At 65.4% G+C, this 20,513-nt stretch carries 17 protein-coding genes; 13 read left to right on the forward strand and 4 right to left on the reverse strand.

Annotated features, from left to right (window positions below; translation table 11 throughout):
* Positions 1 to 130: 130 nt before the first annotated feature.
* The 8 genes from ACE103_RS04920 to ACE103_RS04955 all read left to right on the forward strand — a co-directional run bounded on the left by ACE103_RS04920 (position 131) and on the right by ACE103_RS04955 (position 10,418).
* A complete protein-coding gene (locus ACE103_RS04920) occupies positions 131 to 2,455 on the forward strand; it encodes a putative bifunctional diguanylate cyclase/phosphodiesterase (RefSeq protein ID WP_375778535.1) in 2,325 nt (774 codons plus the stop codon).
* A gap of 174 nt (positions 2,456 to 2,629) precedes the next feature.
* Positions 2,630 to 3,364 (forward strand): hypothetical protein, encoded by a 735-nt coding sequence (locus tag ACE103_RS04925; RefSeq protein ID WP_223975907.1) that lies wholly within the window; start codon positions 2,630 to 2,632, stop codon positions 3,362 to 3,364.
* 269 nt (positions 3,365 to 3,633) lie between these two features.
* Positions 3,634 to 4,128: a peptidoglycan-associated lipoprotein Pal gene (gene pal, locus ACE103_RS04930; protein ID WP_375778536.1), complete on the forward strand. Its 495-nt coding sequence runs from the start codon at positions 3,634 to 3,636 to the stop codon at positions 4,126 to 4,128.
* A gap of 249 nt (positions 4,129 to 4,377) precedes the next feature.
* Complete coding sequence (gene ybgF, locus ACE103_RS04935; protein ID WP_375778537.1) at positions 4,378 to 5,403, forward strand: tol-pal system protein YbgF; 1,026 nt, start codon at positions 4,378 to 4,380, stop codon at positions 5,401 to 5,403.
* A gap of 48 nt (positions 5,404 to 5,451) precedes the next feature.
* Positions 5,452 to 6,489, forward strand: coding sequence for a tRNA lysidine(34) synthetase TilS (gene tilS, locus ACE103_RS04940; protein ID WP_375778538.1), 1,038 nt, complete (start codon positions 5,452 to 5,454; stop codon positions 6,487 to 6,489).
* 259 nt (positions 6,490 to 6,748) lie between these two features.
* Positions 6,749 to 8,671: an ATP-dependent zinc metalloprotease FtsH gene (ftsH, locus tag ACE103_RS04945; protein WP_092123466.1), complete on the forward strand. Its 1,923-nt coding sequence runs from the start codon at positions 6,749 to 6,751 to the stop codon at positions 8,669 to 8,671.
* A gap of 12 nt (positions 8,672 to 8,683) precedes the next feature.
* Complete coding sequence (locus tag ACE103_RS04950) at positions 8,684 to 9,097, forward strand: DUF3052 domain-containing protein (RefSeq protein ID WP_375778539.1); 414 nt, start codon at positions 8,684 to 8,686, stop codon at positions 9,095 to 9,097.
* Between the two features lie 121 nt (positions 9,098 to 9,218).
* Positions 9,219 to 10,418 carry an ABC transporter substrate-binding protein gene (locus ACE103_RS04955; protein ID WP_375778540.1) on the forward strand — a complete coding sequence of 400 codons (1,200 nt, stop codon included), beginning with the start codon at positions 9,219 to 9,221 and terminating at the stop codon, positions 10,416 to 10,418.
* 198 nt (positions 10,419 to 10,616) lie between these two features.
* On the opposite strand, the gene ACE103_RS04960 is transcribed toward ACE103_RS04955, so the two are convergent.
* Positions 10,617 to 12,116 carry a hypothetical protein gene (locus ACE103_RS04960; protein WP_375778541.1) on the reverse strand — a complete coding sequence of 500 codons (1,500 nt, stop codon included), beginning with the start codon at positions 12,114 to 12,116 and terminating at the stop codon, positions 10,617 to 10,619.
* Positions 12,117 to 12,559: 443 nt separating this feature from the next.
* Between ACE103_RS04960 and ACE103_RS04965 the strand changes: the two genes are divergently transcribed.
* Positions 12,560 to 13,234 carry a TetR/AcrR family transcriptional regulator gene (locus ACE103_RS04965; RefSeq protein WP_375778542.1) on the forward strand — a complete coding sequence of 225 codons (675 nt, stop codon included), beginning with the start codon at positions 12,560 to 12,562 and terminating at the stop codon, positions 13,232 to 13,234.
* Positions 13,235 to 13,315: 81 nt separating this feature from the next.
* Positions 13,316 to 13,744 carry an OsmC family protein gene (locus ACE103_RS04970; RefSeq protein WP_016841620.1) on the forward strand — a complete coding sequence of 143 codons (429 nt, stop codon included), beginning with the start codon at positions 13,316 to 13,318 and terminating at the stop codon, positions 13,742 to 13,744.
* 105 nt (positions 13,745 to 13,849) lie between these two features.
* Here ACE103_RS04970 and pyk read toward each other — a convergent pair whose 3' ends face one another.
* Positions 13,850 to 15,286: a pyruvate kinase gene (gene pyk, locus ACE103_RS04975; RefSeq protein ID WP_223975925.1), complete on the reverse strand. Its 1,437-nt coding sequence runs from the start codon at positions 15,284 to 15,286 to the stop codon at positions 13,850 to 13,852.
* On the reverse strand, positions 15,283 to 15,891 hold the full coding sequence (locus ACE103_RS04980) for a DUF1036 domain-containing protein (RefSeq protein ID WP_375778543.1): 609 nt from the start codon (positions 15,889 to 15,891) through the stop codon (positions 15,283 to 15,285). The genes pyk and ACE103_RS04980 overlap by 4 nt, the downstream gene beginning before the upstream one ends.
* 197 nt (positions 15,892 to 16,088) lie before the next feature.
* Here ACE103_RS04980 and ACE103_RS04985 point away from each other — a divergent pair, with 197 nt between their 5' ends.
* The 3 genes from ACE103_RS04985 (at position 16,089) to ACE103_RS04995 (ending at position 18,819) form a co-directional block, all read left to right on the forward strand.
* Positions 16,089 to 16,391 carry a DUF1244 domain-containing protein gene (locus ACE103_RS04985; RefSeq protein ID WP_176533687.1) on the forward strand — a complete coding sequence of 101 codons (303 nt, stop codon included), beginning with the start codon at positions 16,089 to 16,091 and terminating at the stop codon, positions 16,389 to 16,391.
* A gap of 260 nt (positions 16,392 to 16,651) precedes the next feature.
* A complete protein-coding gene (locus tag ACE103_RS04990; protein ID WP_029085502.1) occupies positions 16,652 to 16,924 on the forward strand; it encodes a DUF2312 domain-containing protein in 273 nt (90 codons plus the stop codon).
* Between the two features lie 131 nt (positions 16,925 to 17,055).
* Entirely contained in the window at positions 17,056 to 18,819 is a 1,764-nt protein-coding gene (locus ACE103_RS04995) for an adenylate/guanylate cyclase domain-containing protein (RefSeq protein WP_223975931.1), read from the forward strand.
* 32 nt (positions 18,820 to 18,851) lie between these two features.
* On the opposite strand, the gene ACE103_RS05000 is transcribed toward ACE103_RS04995, so the two are convergent.
* The gene (locus tag ACE103_RS05000) at positions 18,852 to 20,450 is read right to left on the reverse strand and encodes a DUF882 domain-containing protein (protein WP_375781010.1); all 1,599 of its coding nucleotides are present in this window, start codon (positions 20,448 to 20,450) and stop codon (positions 18,852 to 18,854) included.
* Positions 20,451 to 20,513: the final 63 nt, after the last annotated feature.

Raw genomic sequence — 20,513 nt, forward strand, 5'->3', positions numbered from 1 at the left:
TAGCGCACTGAAACTTATGCCGAATTTCGGCTATCAATGGATCGCGGCAACGACTCGCTAACGATGTTCCCTCAGAAAGACTTCACCTGAGATCAGTAAGAGTGCGAGCTGAAAAGGACGCGCGCTCTCAATGCAGTTTGCAAGTCAGACGGGAGAACCGGACCGGTCGATGTCGCCGACGATTTCGGCGGCGCTGGTCGATTCCCTGTTCATGAACCCCGCGCCCATGATCTTCGGCGCCTTCGGCCCCGCCATTGCGGGCGCCGTGATTGCGTTCGTCACTGGCAATCTGCTGTCCTGGCTGTGCGTGCCGCTGTTCATCGTGGTGGGTCTGGCGCGCGCGCTGCAGATGTACCGGTATCAGCAGCGCAGTTCCGGTCTCACCGTCGAAGAGTCCGTGACGTGGGAAAAGCGCTACCGGATCGGCAGTCTCGCCTACGGCATCGCGCTCGGCCTATGGGGCGCAGCCGTGCTGCTCACGACCAGCGATGCCGCCGCGCACATGCTTTGCGTGACCACGGTGGTCGCCTACACCTCAGCGGGGGTAGGGCGGACCTTCGGCCGGCCGCAAATCTTCCACCAGCATCTGTTGATGTCGATCGGTCCCCTGATCGCGGCGCTGATGTATGTCGGCGGTCCCTATCACATCGCCCTTGCGCTGCTCAGCCTGGTGTTCTTCAGCGCCATCCGGCACCTCACCTCCAGCCTGCAGCGCATCTACGTCAACGCCTGGATCGCCAAGGAGCGCGAGGCGGCGCTGGCAGGCCAGTTCGATACCGCTCTGAACAACATGCCGCACGGCCTGTGCATGTTCCGCGGCGACGGACGCCTTGCGGTGATGAACCACCGCTTCATCGAGATGATGGAGCTGTCCGACGATTTCGTGCAGCGCGGCGCCAGCGCGACCGACATCTGCAATGCCTGCGTGCTGTCCGGCGCGATCTCGGCCGCGGCTGCACAACAGATTCTCTACGAGATCGAAAGCTCGCAGCGCGGCGACATCGTCACCAGCGACCCCGATCCGGCCCAGAACCGTTCGCTGGACTGGACGTTCCAGCCGATGGCAGGCGGCGGCACGGTCTTGCTGGTCGAGGACATCACCGAGCGCAAGGACGCCGAGGCCAGGATCAGCCATCTCGCGCGCTACGACGAGCTGACCGCGCTGCCCAACCGCGTCAATTTCCGCGACGAGATCGGCCGGCTGCTCGCCATGCAGCACGGCGACCATCGCTCCGCGTTGCTGTTCGTCGACCTCGACCAGTTCAAGCAGGTCAACGATACGCTCGGCCATCCCTGCGGAGACCAGCTGCTTTGCGCGGTCGCCGAACGGCTGCGCGAGATGCTGCGCCCGGAGGATTTCGTGGCCCGATTCGGCGGCGACGAGTTCGTTGTGTTCCAGCAGAACATCCATTCGCATGAGGACGCCGCCGCCCTGGCGCGGCGCATCGTCGACCGCCTCAGCGAGCGCTACAAGATCGACAACCATCTGGTCGAGATCGGTGCCAGCGTCGGCATCGCGATGACCGCGCCGGGGGTCGGCGCCGACACGCTGCTGAAGAACGCCGATATGGCGCTCTACCGCGCCAAGGCCGACGGCCGCGGCACCTTCTGCTTCTTCCGCGACGAGATGGCGCAGACCGTCGAGGCCCGCCGCATTCTCGAGCTCGATCTGCGCAAGGCGCTCGCCAACGAGGAATTCGAGCTGTTCTACCAGCCGCTGATTAACCTGAAGTCCGGCAAGGTCTCGACCTGCGAGGCGCTGCTGCGCTGGAACCATCCGGCGCGCGGCACGGTCTCACCGGTCGACATCATTCCGGTCGCCGAGGACATGGGCCTGATCGTCGATCTCGGCCGCTGGATCCTGCGCAAGGCCTGCATGGAATGCATGAAGTGGCCCGAGGCGGTCAGCGTCGCGGTCAATTTCTCGCCGCAGCAGTTCCACCAGCGCGACGTCCTGAGCGAGGTCCGCTACGCGCTCGAGGTCTCCGGTCTGCCGGCGCACCGCCTCGAGATCGAGATCACCGAATCCTCGCTGCTGCACAACACCGAACTGACCCACGACGTGCTGTCGCAGCTGCGTTCGCTCGGCGTGCGGATCTCGCTGGATGATTTCGGCACCGGCTACTCGTCGCTCAGCTATCTGCACAATTTCCCGCTGCAGAAGGTCAAGATCGACCGCTCCTTCCTCGAAGGCATCGACAGCGATCGTCCGCTGACCTTGCTGCGCGGCGTGGCGCGGCTGTCCGCGGATCTCGGCATGTCGGTCGTGGTCGAGGGGATCGAGACCAACGAGCAGCTCGAACTGATCAGCGCCGACGGCGCTGTCACCGAAGCCCAGGGATACCTGTTCAGCCGGCCGGTTCCCTCCGTCCGCATCCGCCAATTGCTCAATGCCTCGCACGGCCGTCGGGCCGACGAGCAATTGCACGTGGTTCCCTCGCGCTCGATCGCTTGATCCAGCGCAATATCCTCAACCGATAGTTGTGGAACCTTTCGACTGCGCGATTCGAATTGCACGCTTGCGGTCGGAGGTTAACCGTATTGCCTCGATTGCTTTGACGAAAATTAAGAAGCTGTTAATCTTTTGGCTCGCGCGTTGAAGTTGTTGGGTTGTTGAGGGGATTACCACATGAGGTCCGCGGCCGAAGCCATCAAGCCCGCGACAGGAAGGCTTGCGGACCCTCTCGATCAAGTCGACTACCGTCTCGCTCAGACCCCCGAACAGAAAGACGAAATCTACCGGTTGCGTTACCGTGCCTATCTGCGCGAAGGCGCGATCCGGCCCTCGGCGGACGAGCGCGTCGTCGATCAGTTCGACGATGCGCCGAACGCCTGGGTGTTCGGCGTCTATCTGCAAGGCGAGCTCTGCAGCTCGATCCGCATCACCGTGGCGACACCGGAGTGGCGCTCCTCGCCGACGCTCGACGTATTCGGCGATGTGCTGCTGCCGAAACTCGATCAGGGTTTGGTCTTCATCGATTCGACACGCTTCGTTGCGGACCCCGACAAGGCGCGGAACAATCCGGAACTGCCCTATGTCACGGTGCGCCTCGGCTCGACCGCGGGCGTGCATTTCAACGCCGATTACGGCCTGGCGCCGGTCCGGCCCGAGCACATGGCGTTCTACCGGCGTGTGTTCCTGCATGAGACCTGGTCGGAGCCGCGGCTCTACCCGGGGCTAGTGAAGCCGGTCGGGTTAATGGCGTCGCATCTGCCGACCGTGCGGGAACGCGTGCTCGCCCGCTATCCGTTCCTGCGCTCGAGCGCCTTCGAACGGCGGATGCTGTTTGAGCGGGAAGGCCTGTTGCAGCCCGACGGTATCGTCCGGCCGTTCGAGCGCGCCTCGATCGTGCCGAATCCCTAAGCAACCGGCGTTCTGATCAATCCGACATCGATCGACTGTTGCGTGCGAGCCAAATTGTCCTGCAAAGGCCGCCGGTTCCCGCGAACCTTGCCTTCCCTTCACCATCGCGCCACATTTGCCACCCATTAACCATCGGGGGCGCTTTTCGCCATTGCCTGGCATTTGATCGGGTCGAGCAAGGTCTCGTCAAGGTTGACGGAACGTTCGCTTAACCATCGCCCTGTAGACCCAATGGACAGTACGAAGAGCGTGAGCGTGGAGGCTCCGGAATGAAACATCAGATGCGTATCCTCCAGGGTATGAAGCTGGCTGCGGTTCTGGCGGTGGCGTTGTCGATGGGTGCCTGCGCCAACAAGAACCCGCTGGACGCGAATGGCGCCATCGGAGGCGGCGCGACCCCGGGCAGCCAGCAGGATTTCGTGGTCAATGTCGGCGACCGCGTGTTTTTTGAGAGCGATCAAACTGATCTCAGCCCGCAGGCGACGGCGACCCTCGACAAGCAGGCGCAGTGGCTGCAGACCTACAACCGTTATTCCTTCACCATCGAAGGTCATGCCGACGAGCGCGGCACGCGCGAATACAACATCGCGCTCGGTGCTCGCCGTGCCCAGTCGGTTCGCTCCTATCTCGCTTCGCGCGGCATCGACCCGAGCCGCATGCGCACCATCTCCTACGGCAAGGAGCGCCCGGTCGCGGTCTGTAACGACATTTCGTGCTGGTCGCAGAACCGCCGCGCCGTCACCGTGCTGAACGCCAGCTCCTGACGCGATCCTGGATTCGTTTTCCAAGCCGGCGCCTTCGGGCGCCGGTTTTGTTTTGGCCGTGTGAGAGCCCGACCCCGGCTTCATCAAGATGAACGAAGCTGCGTGCAATTGGCCGCTTGCTTGTTCCACCGTCCGTACTAAACCGGTATCCGCGACGCTGTCCCGGATTTGAACTGCAAGTCACAATTCTGGCGTACTCCGTCTTTCAATGTCGCTCGCTTTTCACGTCGATCTCGTCGTCAGGGCAAAATGTCATCCAGGCTTCATTTTCTTTCCTCCGCCGCGGCGATCGCGGCGCTGTTCGCCGTTTCCGCACCAGCGTTTGCCCAATCCGACGATTCCGATGCCGAGATGCGGATCGAGCGGCTGGAGAACCAGCTGCGGCAGCTGACCGGGCAGAACGAGGAGCTGCAGTACCGCAACCGCCAGCTCGAGGAGCGCCTGCGCCAGCTCGGCGGCCAGCCGCCCGGCCCCAATGGCCAGCCGCCGGCGGCCCAGCCCGGTGTCGCGGCGATGCCGCCGGCGCAGCAACCGCAGGGCTACCCGCAGGCTCAGCCGGGCTACGCCCAGCCGCAGCAGGGATATGGCCGGCAGCCGCAGGGCGGCTATGACCAGCAGCAGATCGCCGCGCCCGCACCGATCGTGCAGGAGCCGGCGCCGGCTGCAGCTCCGGGCCGCCGCGGCCGCGGCGACGCCTTCGATCCGACCCAGAATCCGAATGCCCCCGGCGCTCCACGCGTGCTCGGTGGCGGCGGCCAGATGCCGATGCAGAGCGATGCGGCGGTCGGAGCGCCCGGCGGCCGCGGAGCGGGCGAGCCGCTCGAGCTCGGCAACACCAGCCCGCAGCGCCCGCCCGGAGCGAGCGCGGCCCTGACCACGTTGCCGCCGTCGGCGACGCCAAAGGACGAGTTCGACCTCGGCATCGGCTACATGCAGCGCAAGGACTATGCGCTCGCCGAAGAGACCATGAAGAACTTCGCCACCAAGTATCCGAGCGATCCGTTGGTGGCGGATTCGCAGTACTGGCTCGGCGAAAGCTATTTCCAGCGCCAGCAATATCGCGATGCTGCGGAAACCTTCCTCGGTGTGACCACCAAGTTCGACAAGGCCGCGAAGGCGCCCGACGCGCTGCTGCGGCTCGGCCAGTCGCTGGCGGCGCTGAAGGAAAAGGAAGCCGCCTGCGCCGCGTTCGGCGAGATTTCGCGGAAGTACCCGCGCGCGTCCGGCGGCGTCAAGGCTGCGGTTGACCGCGAGCAGAAGCGCGTGAAGTGCTAAACCAGCAAGGGGAGGCCGCTTCCGGCCTTGCCGCGACCTGCTGGTTCTATGATGCCCGACGACCAATCCGCCATCCCGGCAAGCGACGCCAAGCGCCTGTTCGCAGGCCTGGCGCGCGCGCCGGCGATCGTGCTCGCGGTGTCGGGCGGTCCCGATTCAGTCGCGCTGATGTGGCTGGTCGCGCGCTGGCGCCGCGCGCTCGCGCAGGGACCGCGGCTGGTGGCGGTCACGGTCGATCATGGCCTGCGTCCTGAAGCGGCCCGCGAGGCGCGCGACGTCAAGCGGCTGGCGCGCAGCCTCGAGCTGCCACATCACACGCTGCGCTGGAGCGGGACCAAGCCCAACGCTGGCCTGCCGGCAGCCGCGCGTACGGCGCGCTATGGCCTGCTCGCGCAAGCCGCGCGCAAGCACGGCGCGACGCATATCCTGACCGCGCACACCCGTGACGACCAGGCCGAGACGCTGTTGATGCGGATGCTGCGCGGCAGCGGCGTCGCGGGGCTCTCGGCGATGGCGCGCGAGACCGAGCGCGACGGCATCATGCTGACGCGACCGTTGCTCGATATCTCGAAGGCGCGGTTGATCGCGACGCTGAAGAAGGCGCGCATCAGCTTTGCCGACGATCCGACCAACCGCGATCCGTCCTTCACGCGGCCGCGGCTGCGCGCGCTGATGCCGCTGCTCGCCGAGGAGGGCGGCAATGCGCGGAATCTGGCACGGCTCGCCGCGCGGATCGCGCGCGCCAACGCCGCGCTCGAGGTGCTGGTCGACGGCGCCGAGCGCGATCTTGCGTTGAAAAGCGAGGATAACCTCGATGCGGGCTTCGACGCGGCGCTGTTCGCGATGATGCCGGAGGAGATCCGCCTCCGTCTGCTCAAGCGCGCCATCGACCGCACCGGACATGAGGGGCCGGCCGAACTCGGCAAGGTCGAAACCCTGCTCGCCGCGGTCGATGAGGTCGTCAATCAGCCCTTGGGAAAGCGCGAATCCAAGCTGAAACAGACGCTTGCCGGAGCGGTCATCAGCGTCGCCTCCGGCCGCATCAGGATCAGCCCGGCGCCGCCTCGCCGGGCCCGTTCCCGCTGAGCCGGGTTCGATTGTTTCAAGCGCTGCCATAATCCGCCAAGGAGGCTTAACCACCCCGGAAAAACACCGGATTCCGCGTCATTTTTTGACCGGGAATCGGGCTAGGATGCGGTAAATAGTCGTGCGTGGTTCCCTTGGCATCGACCCCAGCGGCACCTAGATTGTAGGGCATCGACGGGATGGATTCCCTGGGGATTCCCACAGAGCCTGCCCAAGGATTAGAGAGAGGCCGCGATCCGCGCGACCACGAAGGAAGACCATGAACGCCAATCTGCGGAATTTCGCCCTCTGGGTCATCATTGTCCTGCTGTTGCTGGCGTTGTTCACGCTTTTCCAGAATCCTGGCCAGCGCTCGTCGTCCTCGGACATCTCGTTCTCGCAGCTTCTCACTGAGGTCGATCAGGGCCATGTCCGCGACGTCGTGATTCAGGGGCCCGAGATTCACGGCACCTTCAACAACGGCACCAGCTTCCAGACCTACGCGCCGAGCGACCCGTCGCTCGTGAAGCGCCTCTATGACGCCAAGGTGCAGATCACCGCGAAGGCGCCCGGCGACAACGTGCCGTGGTTCGTCTCGCTGCTCGTCTCCTGGTTGCCGTTCATCGCGCTGATCGGCGTCTGGATCTTCTTGTCGCGGCAGATGCAGGGCGGCGCCGGCAAGGCGATGGGCTTTGGCAAGTCGCGCGCCAAGATGCTGACCGAGGCGCATGGTCGCGTCACCTTCGAGGACGTCGCTGGCGTCGACGAAGCCAAGCAGGATCTGCAGGAGATCGTCGAATTCCTCCGCGACCCCGGCAAGTTCCAGCGGCTTGGCGGACGCATTCCGCGCGGCGTGCTGCTGGTCGGCCCTCCCGGCACCGGCAAGACGCTGATCGCGCGCGCGGTGGCGGGCGAAGCCAACGTGCCGTTCTTCACGATCTCCGGTTCTGACTTCGTCGAAATGTTCGTCGGCGTCGGTGCGAGCCGTGTCCGCGACATGTTCGAGCAGGCCAAGAAGAACGCGCCCTGCATCATCTTCATCGACGAAATCGACGCGGTCGGTCGTCATCGCGGCGCCGGCCTCGGCGGCGGCAATGACGAGCGCGAGCAGACGCTGAACCAGTTGCTGGTCGAGATGGACGGCTTCGAGGCCAATGAAGGCGTGATCCTGATCGCGGCGACCAACCGTCCCGACGTGCTTGATCCCGCGCTGCTGCGTCCGGGCCGCTTCGACCGTCAGGTCGTGGTGCCGAATCCGGACGTCGTCGGCCGCGAGCAGATCCTCAAGGTCCACGTCCGCAAGGTGCCGTTGGCGCCGGATATCAACCTCAAGACCATCGCGCGCGGCACCCCGGGCTTCTCGGGCGCCGACCTGATGAACCTCGTCAACGAGGCCGCACTGACCGCCGCCCGCCGCAACAAGCGGATGGTGACGCAGGCCGAGTTCGAAGAGGCCAAGGACAAGGTGATGATGGGCGCCGAGCGCAAGTCGCTCGTCATGACCGAGGAAGAGAAGTTGCTGACGGCCTATCACGAAGGCGGCCACGCCATCGTCGGCCTCAACGTCGTCGCGACCGATCCGATCCACAAGGCGACCATCATTCCGCGCGGCCGTGCGCTGGGCATGGTGATGCAGCTGCCGGAGCGCGACAAGCTGTCGATGTCGCTCGAGCAGATGACTTCACGCCTCGCCATCATGATGGGTGGCCGTGTCGCGGAAGAGCTGATCTTCGGCCGCGAGAAGGTGACCTCGGGCGCCGCCTCCGACATCGAGCAGGCGACCCGCCTGGCCCGGATGATGGTGACGCGCTGGGGCCTCTCGGAAGAACTCGGCACCGTCTCTTATGGCGAGAACCAGGACGAGGTGTTCCTGGGCATGTCGGTCTCGCGCACCCAGAATGCGTCCGAGGCGACGGTCCAGAAGATCGACTCCGAGATCCGGCGTCTGGTCGAGGAAGGCTACAACGAGGCGACCAAGATCCTCACCGAGAAGCGCCAAGACCTCGAGGCGCTGGCCAAGGGCCTGCTCGAGTTCGAGACGCTGACCGGCGACGAGATCATCGACCTGCTGAAGGGCAAGAAGCCCAACCGCGAGTCGGTGCTGGAGCCGTCGACGCCGCGCGCCTCCGCCGTGCCGCCGGCCGGCAAGCCGCGCCCGCGTCCCGATCCGGACACCGGCATGGAGCCGCAACCGCAGGCGTAAGCCTCGCCCGCCATGGCCGGCATTTCCGGCAAACCGATTGTGCAAAAGCTCGGCCTCAAGCCGGGCTTTTGTATTTTTGTCGACGGGTTGTCCGTTCCCTATGCCGACATCGTCGGCGAGCTGCCTGCCGATCTGCGGATCGCGAAGACCGCGCGGGCGCCGCTCGATGCCGTGCATCTGTTCGCCGCCGAGGCCAAGGGGCTCGCCGCCAAGCTGCAGCGCTACCGGGAGGCGATCGCGCCCGACGGCATGATCTGGGTGTCGTGGCCGAAGAAGAGCTCAGGCGTCGCGACCGATCTTGACGACAGGGCGGTGCGCGAGATCGGGCTCGCGTCCGGCCTGGTCGACATCAAGGTCTGCGCCGTCGATGCGGTGTGGTCGGGGCTGAAATTCGTGATCCCGGTCAAGGAGCGCGGCAAGCGCTGAGATCGCCGCGGCGAATGGGCTTGGCCTCCGTTGGGGGGCCGTGGCATCCTTAAGGCCAAGCCGACAAACGGCACGGCCGCGCTCTCTGAGGACGCGGCAAGAAAAAGGGGAGGGGAGGCCGATGCGCAAGGCATTCGGCGCGCTCGGCGCCATTTCATTCCTGCTGCTGCCCACCGCTTCATTTGCCGCCGAGATGCGCGGCGTCACAGCAACTGAAATCAGAATCGGCCAGACCATGCCCTATAGCGGGCCGGTGTCGGCGTTCGGCGCGCTGGGCAAGGGCGAGGCGGGCTATTTCAGGATGCTGAACGCGCGCGGCGGCATCAACGGCCGCAAGATCAACTTCATCTCGCTGGACGATTCCTACGCGCCGCCGAAGACGGTGGAGCAGACGCGCCGGCTCATCGAGAGCGACGAGGTCGCGCTGATCTTCTCCTCGATCGGCACCGCGCACAACACGGCGATCGCGAAATACCTGCAGGGTAAGAACATCCCGCAGCTGTTCCTGGCCTCCGGCGCCTCGAAGTTCGGCGACATCGCGCAATTCCCGCAAGCGACGATGGGCGTGCAGGCACCATTCCGCTACGAGGCCCGGCTCTACGCGCGCTATGCACTGGCGAAGAATCCGAACGCGAGATTCGCTGTGATCTCGCAGAACGACGATTACGGCCGCGACTATCTCGCGGGCCTCAAGGACGTGCTCGGCGAGAAGTTTGATTCGCTCGTGACCGTCGCGACCTATGAGATCACGGACCCGACCATCGACTCGCAGATCGTCAAGCTGAAGGCGACCAATGCCGACGTCTTCGTGATCGCTGCGACGCCGAAATTCGCGGCGCAGTCGATCCGCAAGGCCTTCGAGATCGGTTGGCGGCCGATGACGTTCCTGTCCAACACCGCGGTGTGGATTTCGACCGTGATGCAGCCGGCCGGCGTCGAAGCCGGCACCGGCATCATCTCCACGGCCTATGTGAAGGATCCGGACGATCCGGCCTGGAAGGACGATCCCGGCATGAAGGGCTGGCGCGACTTCATGACGAGATACGTGCCTGAAGGCGATCAGCACGACACCAACTACGTCAACGCCTACAACAGCGCGATGGCGCTCGAGGCAGTGCTGAAGGCCTGCGGCGACGATCTCTCGACCGAGAACATCCTGCGGCAGGCGTTCGCGATCAAGCAGCTGGAATTGCCGATGCTACTGCCCGGCATCAAGGTCAACACGTCGCCGGCCGACCATGTGCCGGTCGACCAGATGCAGCTGATGCGCTTCAACGGCAAGACCTGGGATCGCTTCGGCGAGCTCCAGACGGGGAATTAGGTTGAGATCGAATGCACGTCTGTACTCGCGCTCCGCACTAGACCCGTCATCCTGAGGAGGCGCGCAGCGCCGTCGCGAAGGATCGACGGCCCGGCTGCGAGATCAGGGCCGTGCATCCTTCGAGGCTCGCTCCGCTCGCACCTCAGGATGACAGGATAGGCGGCGTTGCCGCTCTGGACAACGAAGCAGCGCAGCAGGCTAGTTCGAACTTGGGGCGGCCGGCACCGCGCCGGCCCTCTCGTCCGACCGCACGTGGATGACGGCGATGTCGTCCTTGTAGAGCCGCTTCCAGCCCTTGAGATGGTCCAGCGCGTTTCCGGCCGGGGAGTCCGAGCTCAGCAGCGTGGCGTCGATCCGGTATTTGTCGAGCAGGTCCAGCAGCTGGCCGACGTCGCGGGCATCGAGCGCGGCGTAATAGTCGAGCACGAATTGCTCGCCATAGAGCTCGGCGCGGCCGTCGATGAACACCTTCATGTCGCGGATGACCATGTAGCCGCCGAACGGCGCGGTGCTGAACATGCGCTGCGCCTTGTGCTGCTGAAGGACGTCGACCGCGGCAACGGGCGAGAATTCCGGCAGGAATTTGAACTCGTGCCGCGCGACGAACATCGTCGTCGTCACCCACGCTCCGATCACCATCGCGATGAGAGCCGCGATCGTGACGACGGGGATGGAGCGTCCTTGCTCGAAGCGGGCGGCGCGGACGCCTGCCATTCCCCATTGTTCGGCGATCGGCTTGGCGAGTACCAGCGGCGCGATGAACGCGAACACCTCGATGTTGCGGATATGACTCAGCGCCATCCAGATCAGCCCGAGCAGCAGCAGGATGCGCGGCACCGATAGCGTCAGCCCGCGATAGCAGATAAGGCCGATCAGGCCGAGCAGCGTGGCTTCGAAGAAGCTAGGCTTGCTGAAATCCGCGGGCAGCCATTCGCCGATCATTGACAGAAGCTTGCCGAGGCTCAGGATCTTGGTCGCGCCCAGCAGGCTATTCCAGCCATAGGGCGTCACGCAGCTCGCGGCCAGCGCAGCGACGCCGAACAATCCCCAGCGCACGATGAGCTGACGGCGGCGGCCGGGCTCCGCGCTCCACACCGCCTCCAGTCCGATCGGCCCGATCAGCGCCAGGCCGAGCACGAAGCCGCCATGCAGATTGGCCCACAGCGCCATCAGCGGCAGCAGCCACCATGATGGATAAGTGCGGCGATCCGCGGCCGCCATCAGGCCGCCGATGAACGCCAGCAACACCGGCAGCGCCAGCACATGCGGCCGCGCGAAGAAGTGGATCGTCGACAGCAGCAGCGCCAGCGCCGCGATCAGGAGTGCACGCGCCGGATCGAAATACGGGCTCAACAGATGCAGGAAGATCGCGACCGTCGCGCCGATCGCGACCGACGTCAGGATCACCGGCCCGGCCCAATCGCCGCCGTACACCAGGGCGTACGCCACCTGCGACAGCCACGAGCTCGAGATCCAGGGCTCGCCGAAACGGGTGAACGAGAACACGTCTGATGTCGGCATCGCGCCGTGTTCGAGGATCCACTGTCCGACCCTGATCTGCCACTCGGTGTCGGAATCGCGCAGCAGGATCTCACCAGCGGAGAGATAGAACAGATAGGCGCCCACGGCGGCGCACAGCGGCAGCAATCCTCGCACCGCGCTACGGCTGCTCACGCTGCTGGTGATGGAGAGTGACATGCGCTTTCTTGGTTCGGCCTGGGATATCGAGACAACGCCACGCGTGACGTCGGGCGCACTCGACCATGGCTTCCGATAAATTCGGGTAAATGCGATCGCGATGTCGCGGGTCTGCGCGAGATCGGATGTCTCGATTTCGAGCAATCATCTTAGCGCGCGATTTACCATCTCGATCATGCTCGGATCCGATCGCAAGCTGCCGCGCGCGGGCAGTGGGCCACCGAACCCTGTGGTCGGCGCTTGCCGGCACCCGTAACGCTGCCGATTCAATCAGAGGTGGCACCTGCGGCCGTCGCAAAATCCTTACAATTCCAGCTTGTCATTCAGTCTGAATAGGTGTTCACTTCTTCAGACGGTTGCGGGATCAACCGTTCAAAACATTGAAGACGCGTGTGTTCTGCCGGTGGGCGCCGGTCAGGGCATGCGGTGGGGGGCGGAACGCCATGGTCTACCGGCGAACTCATCAGGTCGTGAAGCGGCTGGCTGCCCGGCGCAGCGCCATCCTGTCGGCTGCGCGGGATGCGGCGGCGGCGGGCGGCATGGCGGCGGTCCAGATCGCACCGGTCGCGGTGCGGGCCAATGTCGCGGCAGGCACCGTCTACCGCTATTTCCCGTCGAAGGCCGAGCTGATCTCGGAATTGATCACGGAGGTCTCGCGCGACGAACTGTCCGCGATCCGGCGCGCCGCAGAGGCCGCGCCCGGACCCTCATCGGCGCTGGCCGCCGCGGTGACGACGATTGCGGTCCACGTGCTGTCGCAGCGCAAGCTGGCGTGGGGCATCCTGGCCGAGCCGGTCGATGTCGACGTCACCGCCTCGCGCCTCGCCAGCCGCCGCGATATTTCCGGCGAGCTTGCCATGCGCATCGACGCTGCCGTGCGCGCCGGACATCTGCCGGCGCAGGATACGGCGCTGGCCGCCACTGCCCTGCTCGGCGCGCTGCATGAAGCGCTGGTCGGTCCGCTGGCGCCGTCAAATCTCGACGATCCGATCAAGCTGCGCGATACGGTGCAGACCGTGACGCTGCTCGCGCTGCGCGCGGTCGGCGTGATGGACGCGCGTGCTCGTGGACTCGTCGTGCAGGCGACGACCCCGGCGAAGGCCCTGGTCGGGGCCTGAGATCGCGGCTGCGCGGCGAACACTTCCGTCGCATTGGCGTTGTAGGTTGAGGCTGGGTTCAACAACCTCACGGAGCAACGCATGACGACGACCCATGGTTCGGCCAAATGGCAGGGCGGCATCAAGGACGGCAAGGGCGCGATCTCGACCAAGAGCGGCGCGCTCTCGGATTACCCCTATGGCTTCGCCAGCCGCTTCGAGGGCAAGCCCGGCTCGAACCCCGAAGAGCTGATCGGCGCGGCGCATGCCGCCTGCTTCACGATGGCGCTGTCGTTGATCCTGGGCGAAGCCAAGCTGACGGCCGAGCACATGGAGACCAAGGCCGACGTGACGCTGGAGAAGGTCGCCGACGGCTTTGCCATCACCGCCGTGCACCTGACGCTGTCGGCGAAGATCCCCGGCGCCGATAACGCAACGTTCCAGGAATTGGCGGGCAAGGCCAAAGCCGGATGTCCGGTGTCGAAGCTGCTCAACACCAAGATCACGCTCGACGCGTCGTTGCAGGGCTGACGGTAGCCTAGCGCCGCGGGCTAGAGCGTTTTCGAGTGAAGCCTGCCCCGCACTTGATGTGGGGTGGGCAACGGCTCGCGTGAAGAAAACGCGTCAAACAAGAATCTACAGCTGCGCGTCGCCGTTCGGTCCGACCGAGGCGATGCGCAGCATGTTGGTGGTGCCGGGCGCGCGGAGCGGCACGCCGGCGACGATGATGACGCGCTGACCGGCCTTGGCAAAACCGTCCCGGAATGCAATCGAGCCGGCGCGTTCGACCATGTCGTCGAGATCGTGGGCGTCCTCGGCAACCACGCAATGCACGCCCCACACCACCGACAGCTTGCGGCCGGTCACGAGGTTCGGCGTGATCGCGACCACCGGCACCTTGGGGCGCTCGCGCGCCACCCGGATTGCGGTCGAGCCTGACGACGTCCAGCAGATGATCGCCGACAGATCGAGCGTCTCGGCGATCTGCCGCGCGGCGTCGGCAATGGCATCGCCCACCGTCGCCTCGGGATCGACGCGCTGTGCGTTGATCACGCTGCGATAGGTCGGGTCGCGCTCCACCTCCTCGCCGATCCGGTTCATGGTCGAGACCGCTTCGACCGGGAATTTGCCGGCGGCGGATTCCGCCGACAGCATGATAGCGTCGGCGCCCTCGTAGACGGCGGTGGCGACGTCGGAGACCTCGGCGCGCGTCGGTACCGGTGACTGGATCATCGATTCCAGCATCTGGGTCGCGACCACCACCGGCCGGCCGGCGCGGCGCGCCATCCGGATCATCTGCTTCTGCAGGCTAGGCACCCGCTCCAGCGGCAGCTCGACGCCGAGATCGCCGCGCGCCACCATCAGTGCGTCCGCCACCTCGATGATGTCGGCGAGGCGGTCGATCGCCTGCGGTTTCTCGATCTTGGCCATCACGGCGGCGCGGCCGCGGATCATCTTCTTGGCCTCGATCACGTCCTCGGCACGCTGCACGAAGGACAGCGCGACCCAGTCGATACCCTCCGGCAGCGCGGCTTCGAGATCGGCGCGGTCCTTTGGGGTCATCGCGGAGACCGGCAGATCGGTGTCGGGCAGGCTGACGCCCTTGCGGTCCGACATCTTGCCGCCGATCACGACGCGCGTGACCGCGCGGTCGGGCGAGGTTTCCTCGGCGATCAGCCGCACCTTGCCGTCGTCGAGCAACAGCGCGTGGCCGGGCCGGAGCGCGGCGAGGATTTCCGGATGCGGAAGCTGGACGCGGCTGTTGTCGCCCGGCGTCTTGTCGGAATCCAGAATGAAGCTCTGGCCGTTCTTGAGCTGGGTCGACCCTTCCGCGAAGGCGCCGACCCGCAGCTTCGGCCCTTGCAGGTCAACCAGGATGCCGATCGGCCGACCGTAGCCCGATTCGACATTGCGGATGGTCTTGACCAACTCCCGCATCTTGTCATGCGGGGTATGGCTCATGTTGATGCGGAATACGTCGGCACCCGCCTCGAACAGCTTGCGGATCATCGCGCTGTCTGAGGAGGCCGGGCCAAGCGTTGCGAGGATCTTGATTCGGCGCAGTCGTCTCATTGTTTGTTTCCGGGTGGTGCGGCTGGCGGCAGACCCGACGCGCCCGGAGGCGCTGCGCCCGGCGGCGGGTTGGGCAGGCCCGGCATCGCCCCGGGGCTTCCCGGGGCCACGCCGCCCGGCATTCCCGGTACTTTCTGCGGCTGTTGTTCGTTGGTTTCGGTCAGCTGGACGGTCCATGCACGCTGCTCGCCGGTGTCGACCTCGAAGAAGCCGGTGCGGTCGAAGCCCCGCGCCAGGCAATTCTCGGTGCCCTTGATGGTGAATTCCTTGTCGCGCGAGCACATGAAGGCCTGACCGGACCATTCGCCGCCGCGATCGTAGTCGAGAGCGTAGATGTAGTAGTAGCGCGCCACAAGATTGCCGCGCAGCAGGGTCTCGCAGGTCCGCGACGACACATTCCACCAGCCCTCCGTGGTCCAGCCCTCGGCATCCTTGTAGCCGAGCGCGATCCCGACCCGGCTCGAGGTGTTGTTGCAGAGCCGGAAATCGGCGGCCGCCGGGCTCGTCCACAGGCATGCCGCCACAAGCGCCAGCACCGGCAGGATGCAGGCCAGGATCAGGCGGATGGTGCGGGGAGCTGAGGCGAGAGAATCTATTGGGCTCATGCGGCGAAGCTATATCAAATCATTGTCGATTTCGCGTGCCCGGCTGGCACTGTCAACGGGCGGGCGCCCGTCCCCCACGCCGCCGGACCGTGGCCAGTGTGGCCGGCTAGGTCCGTATTGCGCGTCGATATGGCAAAATCTGTGACAATTCCCACCTGATATCAATATGGTGAGCGCATCACACCGGGATCACGATCATGAGTATTGACGACAAAACCAGAACAGAACTTGAGGCCGCGGTGTTCCGGCGCCTCGTCGATCATCTGCGCAACCGGACCGATGTGCAGAACATCGATCTGATGAACCTTGCCGGCTTCTGCCGCAATTGCCTGTCCAACTGGATGAAGGAAGAGGCCGACGCCAAGGGCCTTGCGGTGAGCAAGGACGAGAGCCGCGAGGCGGTCTACGGCATGCCCTATGAGGAGTGGAAGGCGAAGTATCAGGGCGGCGCGACGCCGGAGCAGCTCGCGGCGATGAAGAAGGCCCAAAGCGGGCACTAAAACGTCATTCCGGGGCGATGCGACAGCATCGAACCCGGAATCTCGGGATTCCCCGGTGCGCAATTGCGCACCTGAGGTTCGTCGTTCGGACGCCCCGGAATGACGTTGTTCCATCCTCGTTTGCATCTCCTGTGGGCGCGCTGTGGATGAGCGCGATGTTTCCTTGACGGGACGTGCTCCAAAATCGAGGGTCGCCCGCAGCAAGCGGTGCGCGTGGCGCGTATTCGCGCGACATTTCATTGCCATTTCAGGAGTACGCGATGGCCACCACGTCTGCCGCCGTTCAGGATGAACCCGCAACGCGATTTGCCAAGGACCAGCTCAAATCCATCATCGAGCGCATCGAGCGACTGGAAGAGGAAAAGAAGACCATCTCGGACGATATCCGCGACGTCTATGCCGAGGCCAAAGGCAACGGCTTCGACGTCAAGGCGCTGCGCACCATCGTGCGTCTGCGCAAGCAGGATGCCAACGAGCGCCAGGAGCAGGAAACCATCCTGGAGACCTATATGCAGGCGCTCGGGATGCTCTGAGGCGGCAGGCGGGCCGCTCTGGCGTCGTCAAGGGCCCGCCCGAGGTAACTCGCCCAATCCTCTCGGCGAGGCTTGGGTGATATCCCGGGATTTGCTAGACTGCCGGTGAGGTAACCGGGCAGAGCGTTCAGATGGACGTGCCAGGACCAGAGCGTCGGCTCGCTGCGGTCCTCGCCGCCGACATGGTCGGCTTTAGCCGCCTGATGGAGGCTGACGAGACGGGCACCCTTGCGCGCCTCAAGACCCATCGGATCGAACTGATCGATCCGGCCATCACCAAGAATCGCGGCCGCATCATCAAGACCACCGGCGACGGCCTGCTGGTCGAATTCCACAGCGTCGTCGATGCGGTGCTGTGCGCGGCCGAGGTGCAGCGCCGGATGGCCAAGCGCAACACCGACGTCGCGCCGGCGCGGTGGATGCAGTTTCGCATCGGCATCAATCTCGGCGATGTGATCGTCGACGGCGCCGACATCTTCGGCGACGGCGTCAATGTCGCGTCCCGGCTCGAGGTGCTGGCCGAACCCGGCGGCATCTGCATTTCCGGCGCGGTCCGCGATCAGGTCGGCGATCGCCTGGAAGATCTGAGCTTCGAGGATCTCGGCGACCAGACCGTCAAGAACATCGCGCGCCCGATCCGGGTCTTCCGCATCCATCTCGAATCGAGCGCCAGATCAGCAACCGACCATCCGAGTGCGGCGGCCGCGCCTGTCGTCGCCAAAAAGCCTTCGATCGCCGTGTTGCCGCTCGTCAATATGAGCGGCGATCCCGAGCAGGAATTCTTCGCCGACGGTCTTACCGAGGATATCATCACCGAGCTGTCGCGGTTCCACGATCTGCTCGTGATCTCACGCAACTCGACCTTCGTGTACAAGGGCAAGGCCGTGAAGGTGCAGGACGTCGCGAAGGAATTCGCGGTCGACTATGTGCTGGAAGGCAGCGTGCGCAAGGCAGGCGGCCGGATCCGCGTCACCGTGCAGCTGATCGATGCCGAGGCCGACCGGCACGTCTGGGCCGAACGCTACGACCGCGAGCTTGCCGACATCTTCGCGATCCAGGACGAGATGACGCGCGCGATCGTGTCGACCTTGCCGGGGCGCGTCGAGGCGGCCGCCCATGACCGCGTCAAGCGCAAGCCGACCGACAACATGGCGGCCTATGAGTGCGTGCTCGCCGCCAAGGTGCTGCATCATCGCTCGGCGCGCGACGACAATGCGGAAGCGCAGCGTTTGCTCGAGCGGGCCATCGTGCTCGATCCCAACTACGCTCATGCGCACGCCTGGCGGGCCTGCGTGCTGGGCCAGACCTGGGTCTACAGTTGGTGCGACGACCGCGATGCGACCTTCGCGCAGGTGGCGGCCGAGCTCGAGATCGCGCTCAAGCTCGACGACAATGACAGCGACGTACACCGGATCCTCGCGGCGCTGAACCTCAACCGCGACGACCACGACAAGGCGGCCTTCCACCAGGAGCGCGCGCTCGCGCTCAACCCCAACTACGATCTCGTCGTCGTGCAGCAGGGCGAGCTCCTGACCTGGCTCGGGCGGCCGGAGGAGGGCATCGACTGGATCAAGCGGGCGATGCGCCTCAATCCGTTCCATCCGGAGCGGTTCTGGAGTCATCTCGGCCGCGCCTGCTATTGCGCCGAGAAATACGCCGACGCCGCCGAGGCGTTCTCGCGGATCACGCGGCCCGATCATACCCATCACGCCTTCCTTGCCGCGACATTGGCGCAGATGGGCAATTCGGTGGCGGCCTCAGCCCATGCAGCCGAGGTGCTGAAGCGCGAGCCGGCCTTCTCGGTCGCCGGGCATTTGGCAACCCAGCACTACAAGCGCGAGCCCGACCGGGCGCGTTACGAGACCGGCCTGCTCAAGGCGGGGCTGCCGGCTTGAACCGCTGATGAAGTGATGTTGTCGGCAGAAGCCTAGCGCAGCGAGGCGGTGCGCAGCACGAAGGATTGGGTGGTCAGGAGGGCGGTCGCCGAGCCGGAGAAGCGATCGCAGGTCATGCCCATCATCGGATCTTCTGAGAAGGTCATGGCGACGGCGGCCTGCGGCTTCACGAAGTGCGCCCGCATCATGTTCATGTCGGTGTCGCCAAGCACCGTGGTCAGCATGCCGCTGCTCGCGCTCGGCGCCAGCATCACGACGCGCATCCAGATGTCGTTGCCCTTGGCGGCCGAGATCCGCGCCGACGTCGTGATCACGCCCTGGCTAGCGGTGCCCTTCGCAACGACGGTGTTGATTTCGGTGGCCGGCGCTGCCGTATTGCGCGCCGGGCGCACATTGCGCGGGATCGGCGCGGTCGCCGCGACGATATTGGCGCGATCGACCGGTGAGGATGCAGCCGGCGCATAAGCGAGCGCTTTGTTGAAGTTGTCCGTCGTGCTGGCGGTGGTCTGCGGATCGGAGCCGCCGACCGCCTCACGCGCCTTCAGCGCGGCGATCTGCGCCGCCGATGCCTGCTTCGGCGCCGCGGAGTCGTCACCCCAGAAACCGCGGGCATTGATGATGTCGGCGGGCGATTGCGGTGCTGTGTTCTCGGCGGTCTGCACCACCTGCACCGCCGGCTTCGCCTTCGGCATCGGGACGAACTGCGCGTCGGCGGCGGCGAGTTGGATGGCGGCGGCGAATTGCTGCGGCTTGGCGCGCGGCAGCGGAACGGGGTCGGCGGATTTGGCGGGCGCTGCGGCCGCAACCACGGTCGGGGCGGCGGGCTTGTCGTTCACGGCGGCCGCGCCTTCGTCTTCATCGTCGCCCGACTTGCCGCCACCGAACAGCTTCGCGAACAGGGTCGGCTTGCTGATAACAGCAGCATCGTCGCCATTGCCGCGGCGCTCGATGTCGGCCTTGGCGAGTTCATAGCCCTTCAGCGGCGTGCCGTCGGTCGGGACATGGACGGTGCGGCCGTCCGGGAACACCCGGACCAGCTGCTCGCGGGTCATCCGCGGCCAGTGGCGAATGCCGCCGGTGTCGAGATGGACGAAGGGCGAGCCCGAGGTCGGATAGAAGCCGACGCCGCCGCGCTGCAAGCGCAGGCCGGCGAAGCGGATCTGCTCCAGCGGCACGCCCGGAATGAAGAAGTCCATCGCATGCCCCAGCATGTGCTGGCTGTGGCGCGCAACGCCCGAGGAGCGGCGGCGGAGCATGGCGTTGGTGGCAGGGGCGCGATAGGCGGAGATGATCTGGATCGGCTGCTTGCCGCCGACGTCGCCGTACACTTCCCAGAGGATGTCGAAGAGGTGACGGTCCATCACCGTCTCATCCTGGGAGCGCCAGTCGCGCAGGAAGTGATTGAGCTGCTTCAGCGCGGCTTCATCGTAGCGGCCATCGCGCTTGAAGGTGACTGTGAGGTCTTCGCCGGAATGGGTGTGATGGAAGGAGAGGGTGCGGGTCTGGTTCAGCGCAGTCGCATCGTGCACCGAGCCGGCGCCCGCCAACAGCAATAGCGCGCTCAGGCCGACGTGGTATCCGGCCTTAGGCAGCGACAGCGGTTTGTAGCGGCGTGCGAAAGCCAGCACTATGAGCCCACCCAGTCGACGAGCGTTCGGTCGGCATCTTCGCAGACCCCCTGCGGAAGACGGTGA

Source organism: Bradyrhizobium sp. ma5 (genome assembly GCF_042258955.1).
Classification (GTDB): Bacteria; Pseudomonadota; Alphaproteobacteria; order Rhizobiales; family Xanthobacteraceae; genus Bradyrhizobium.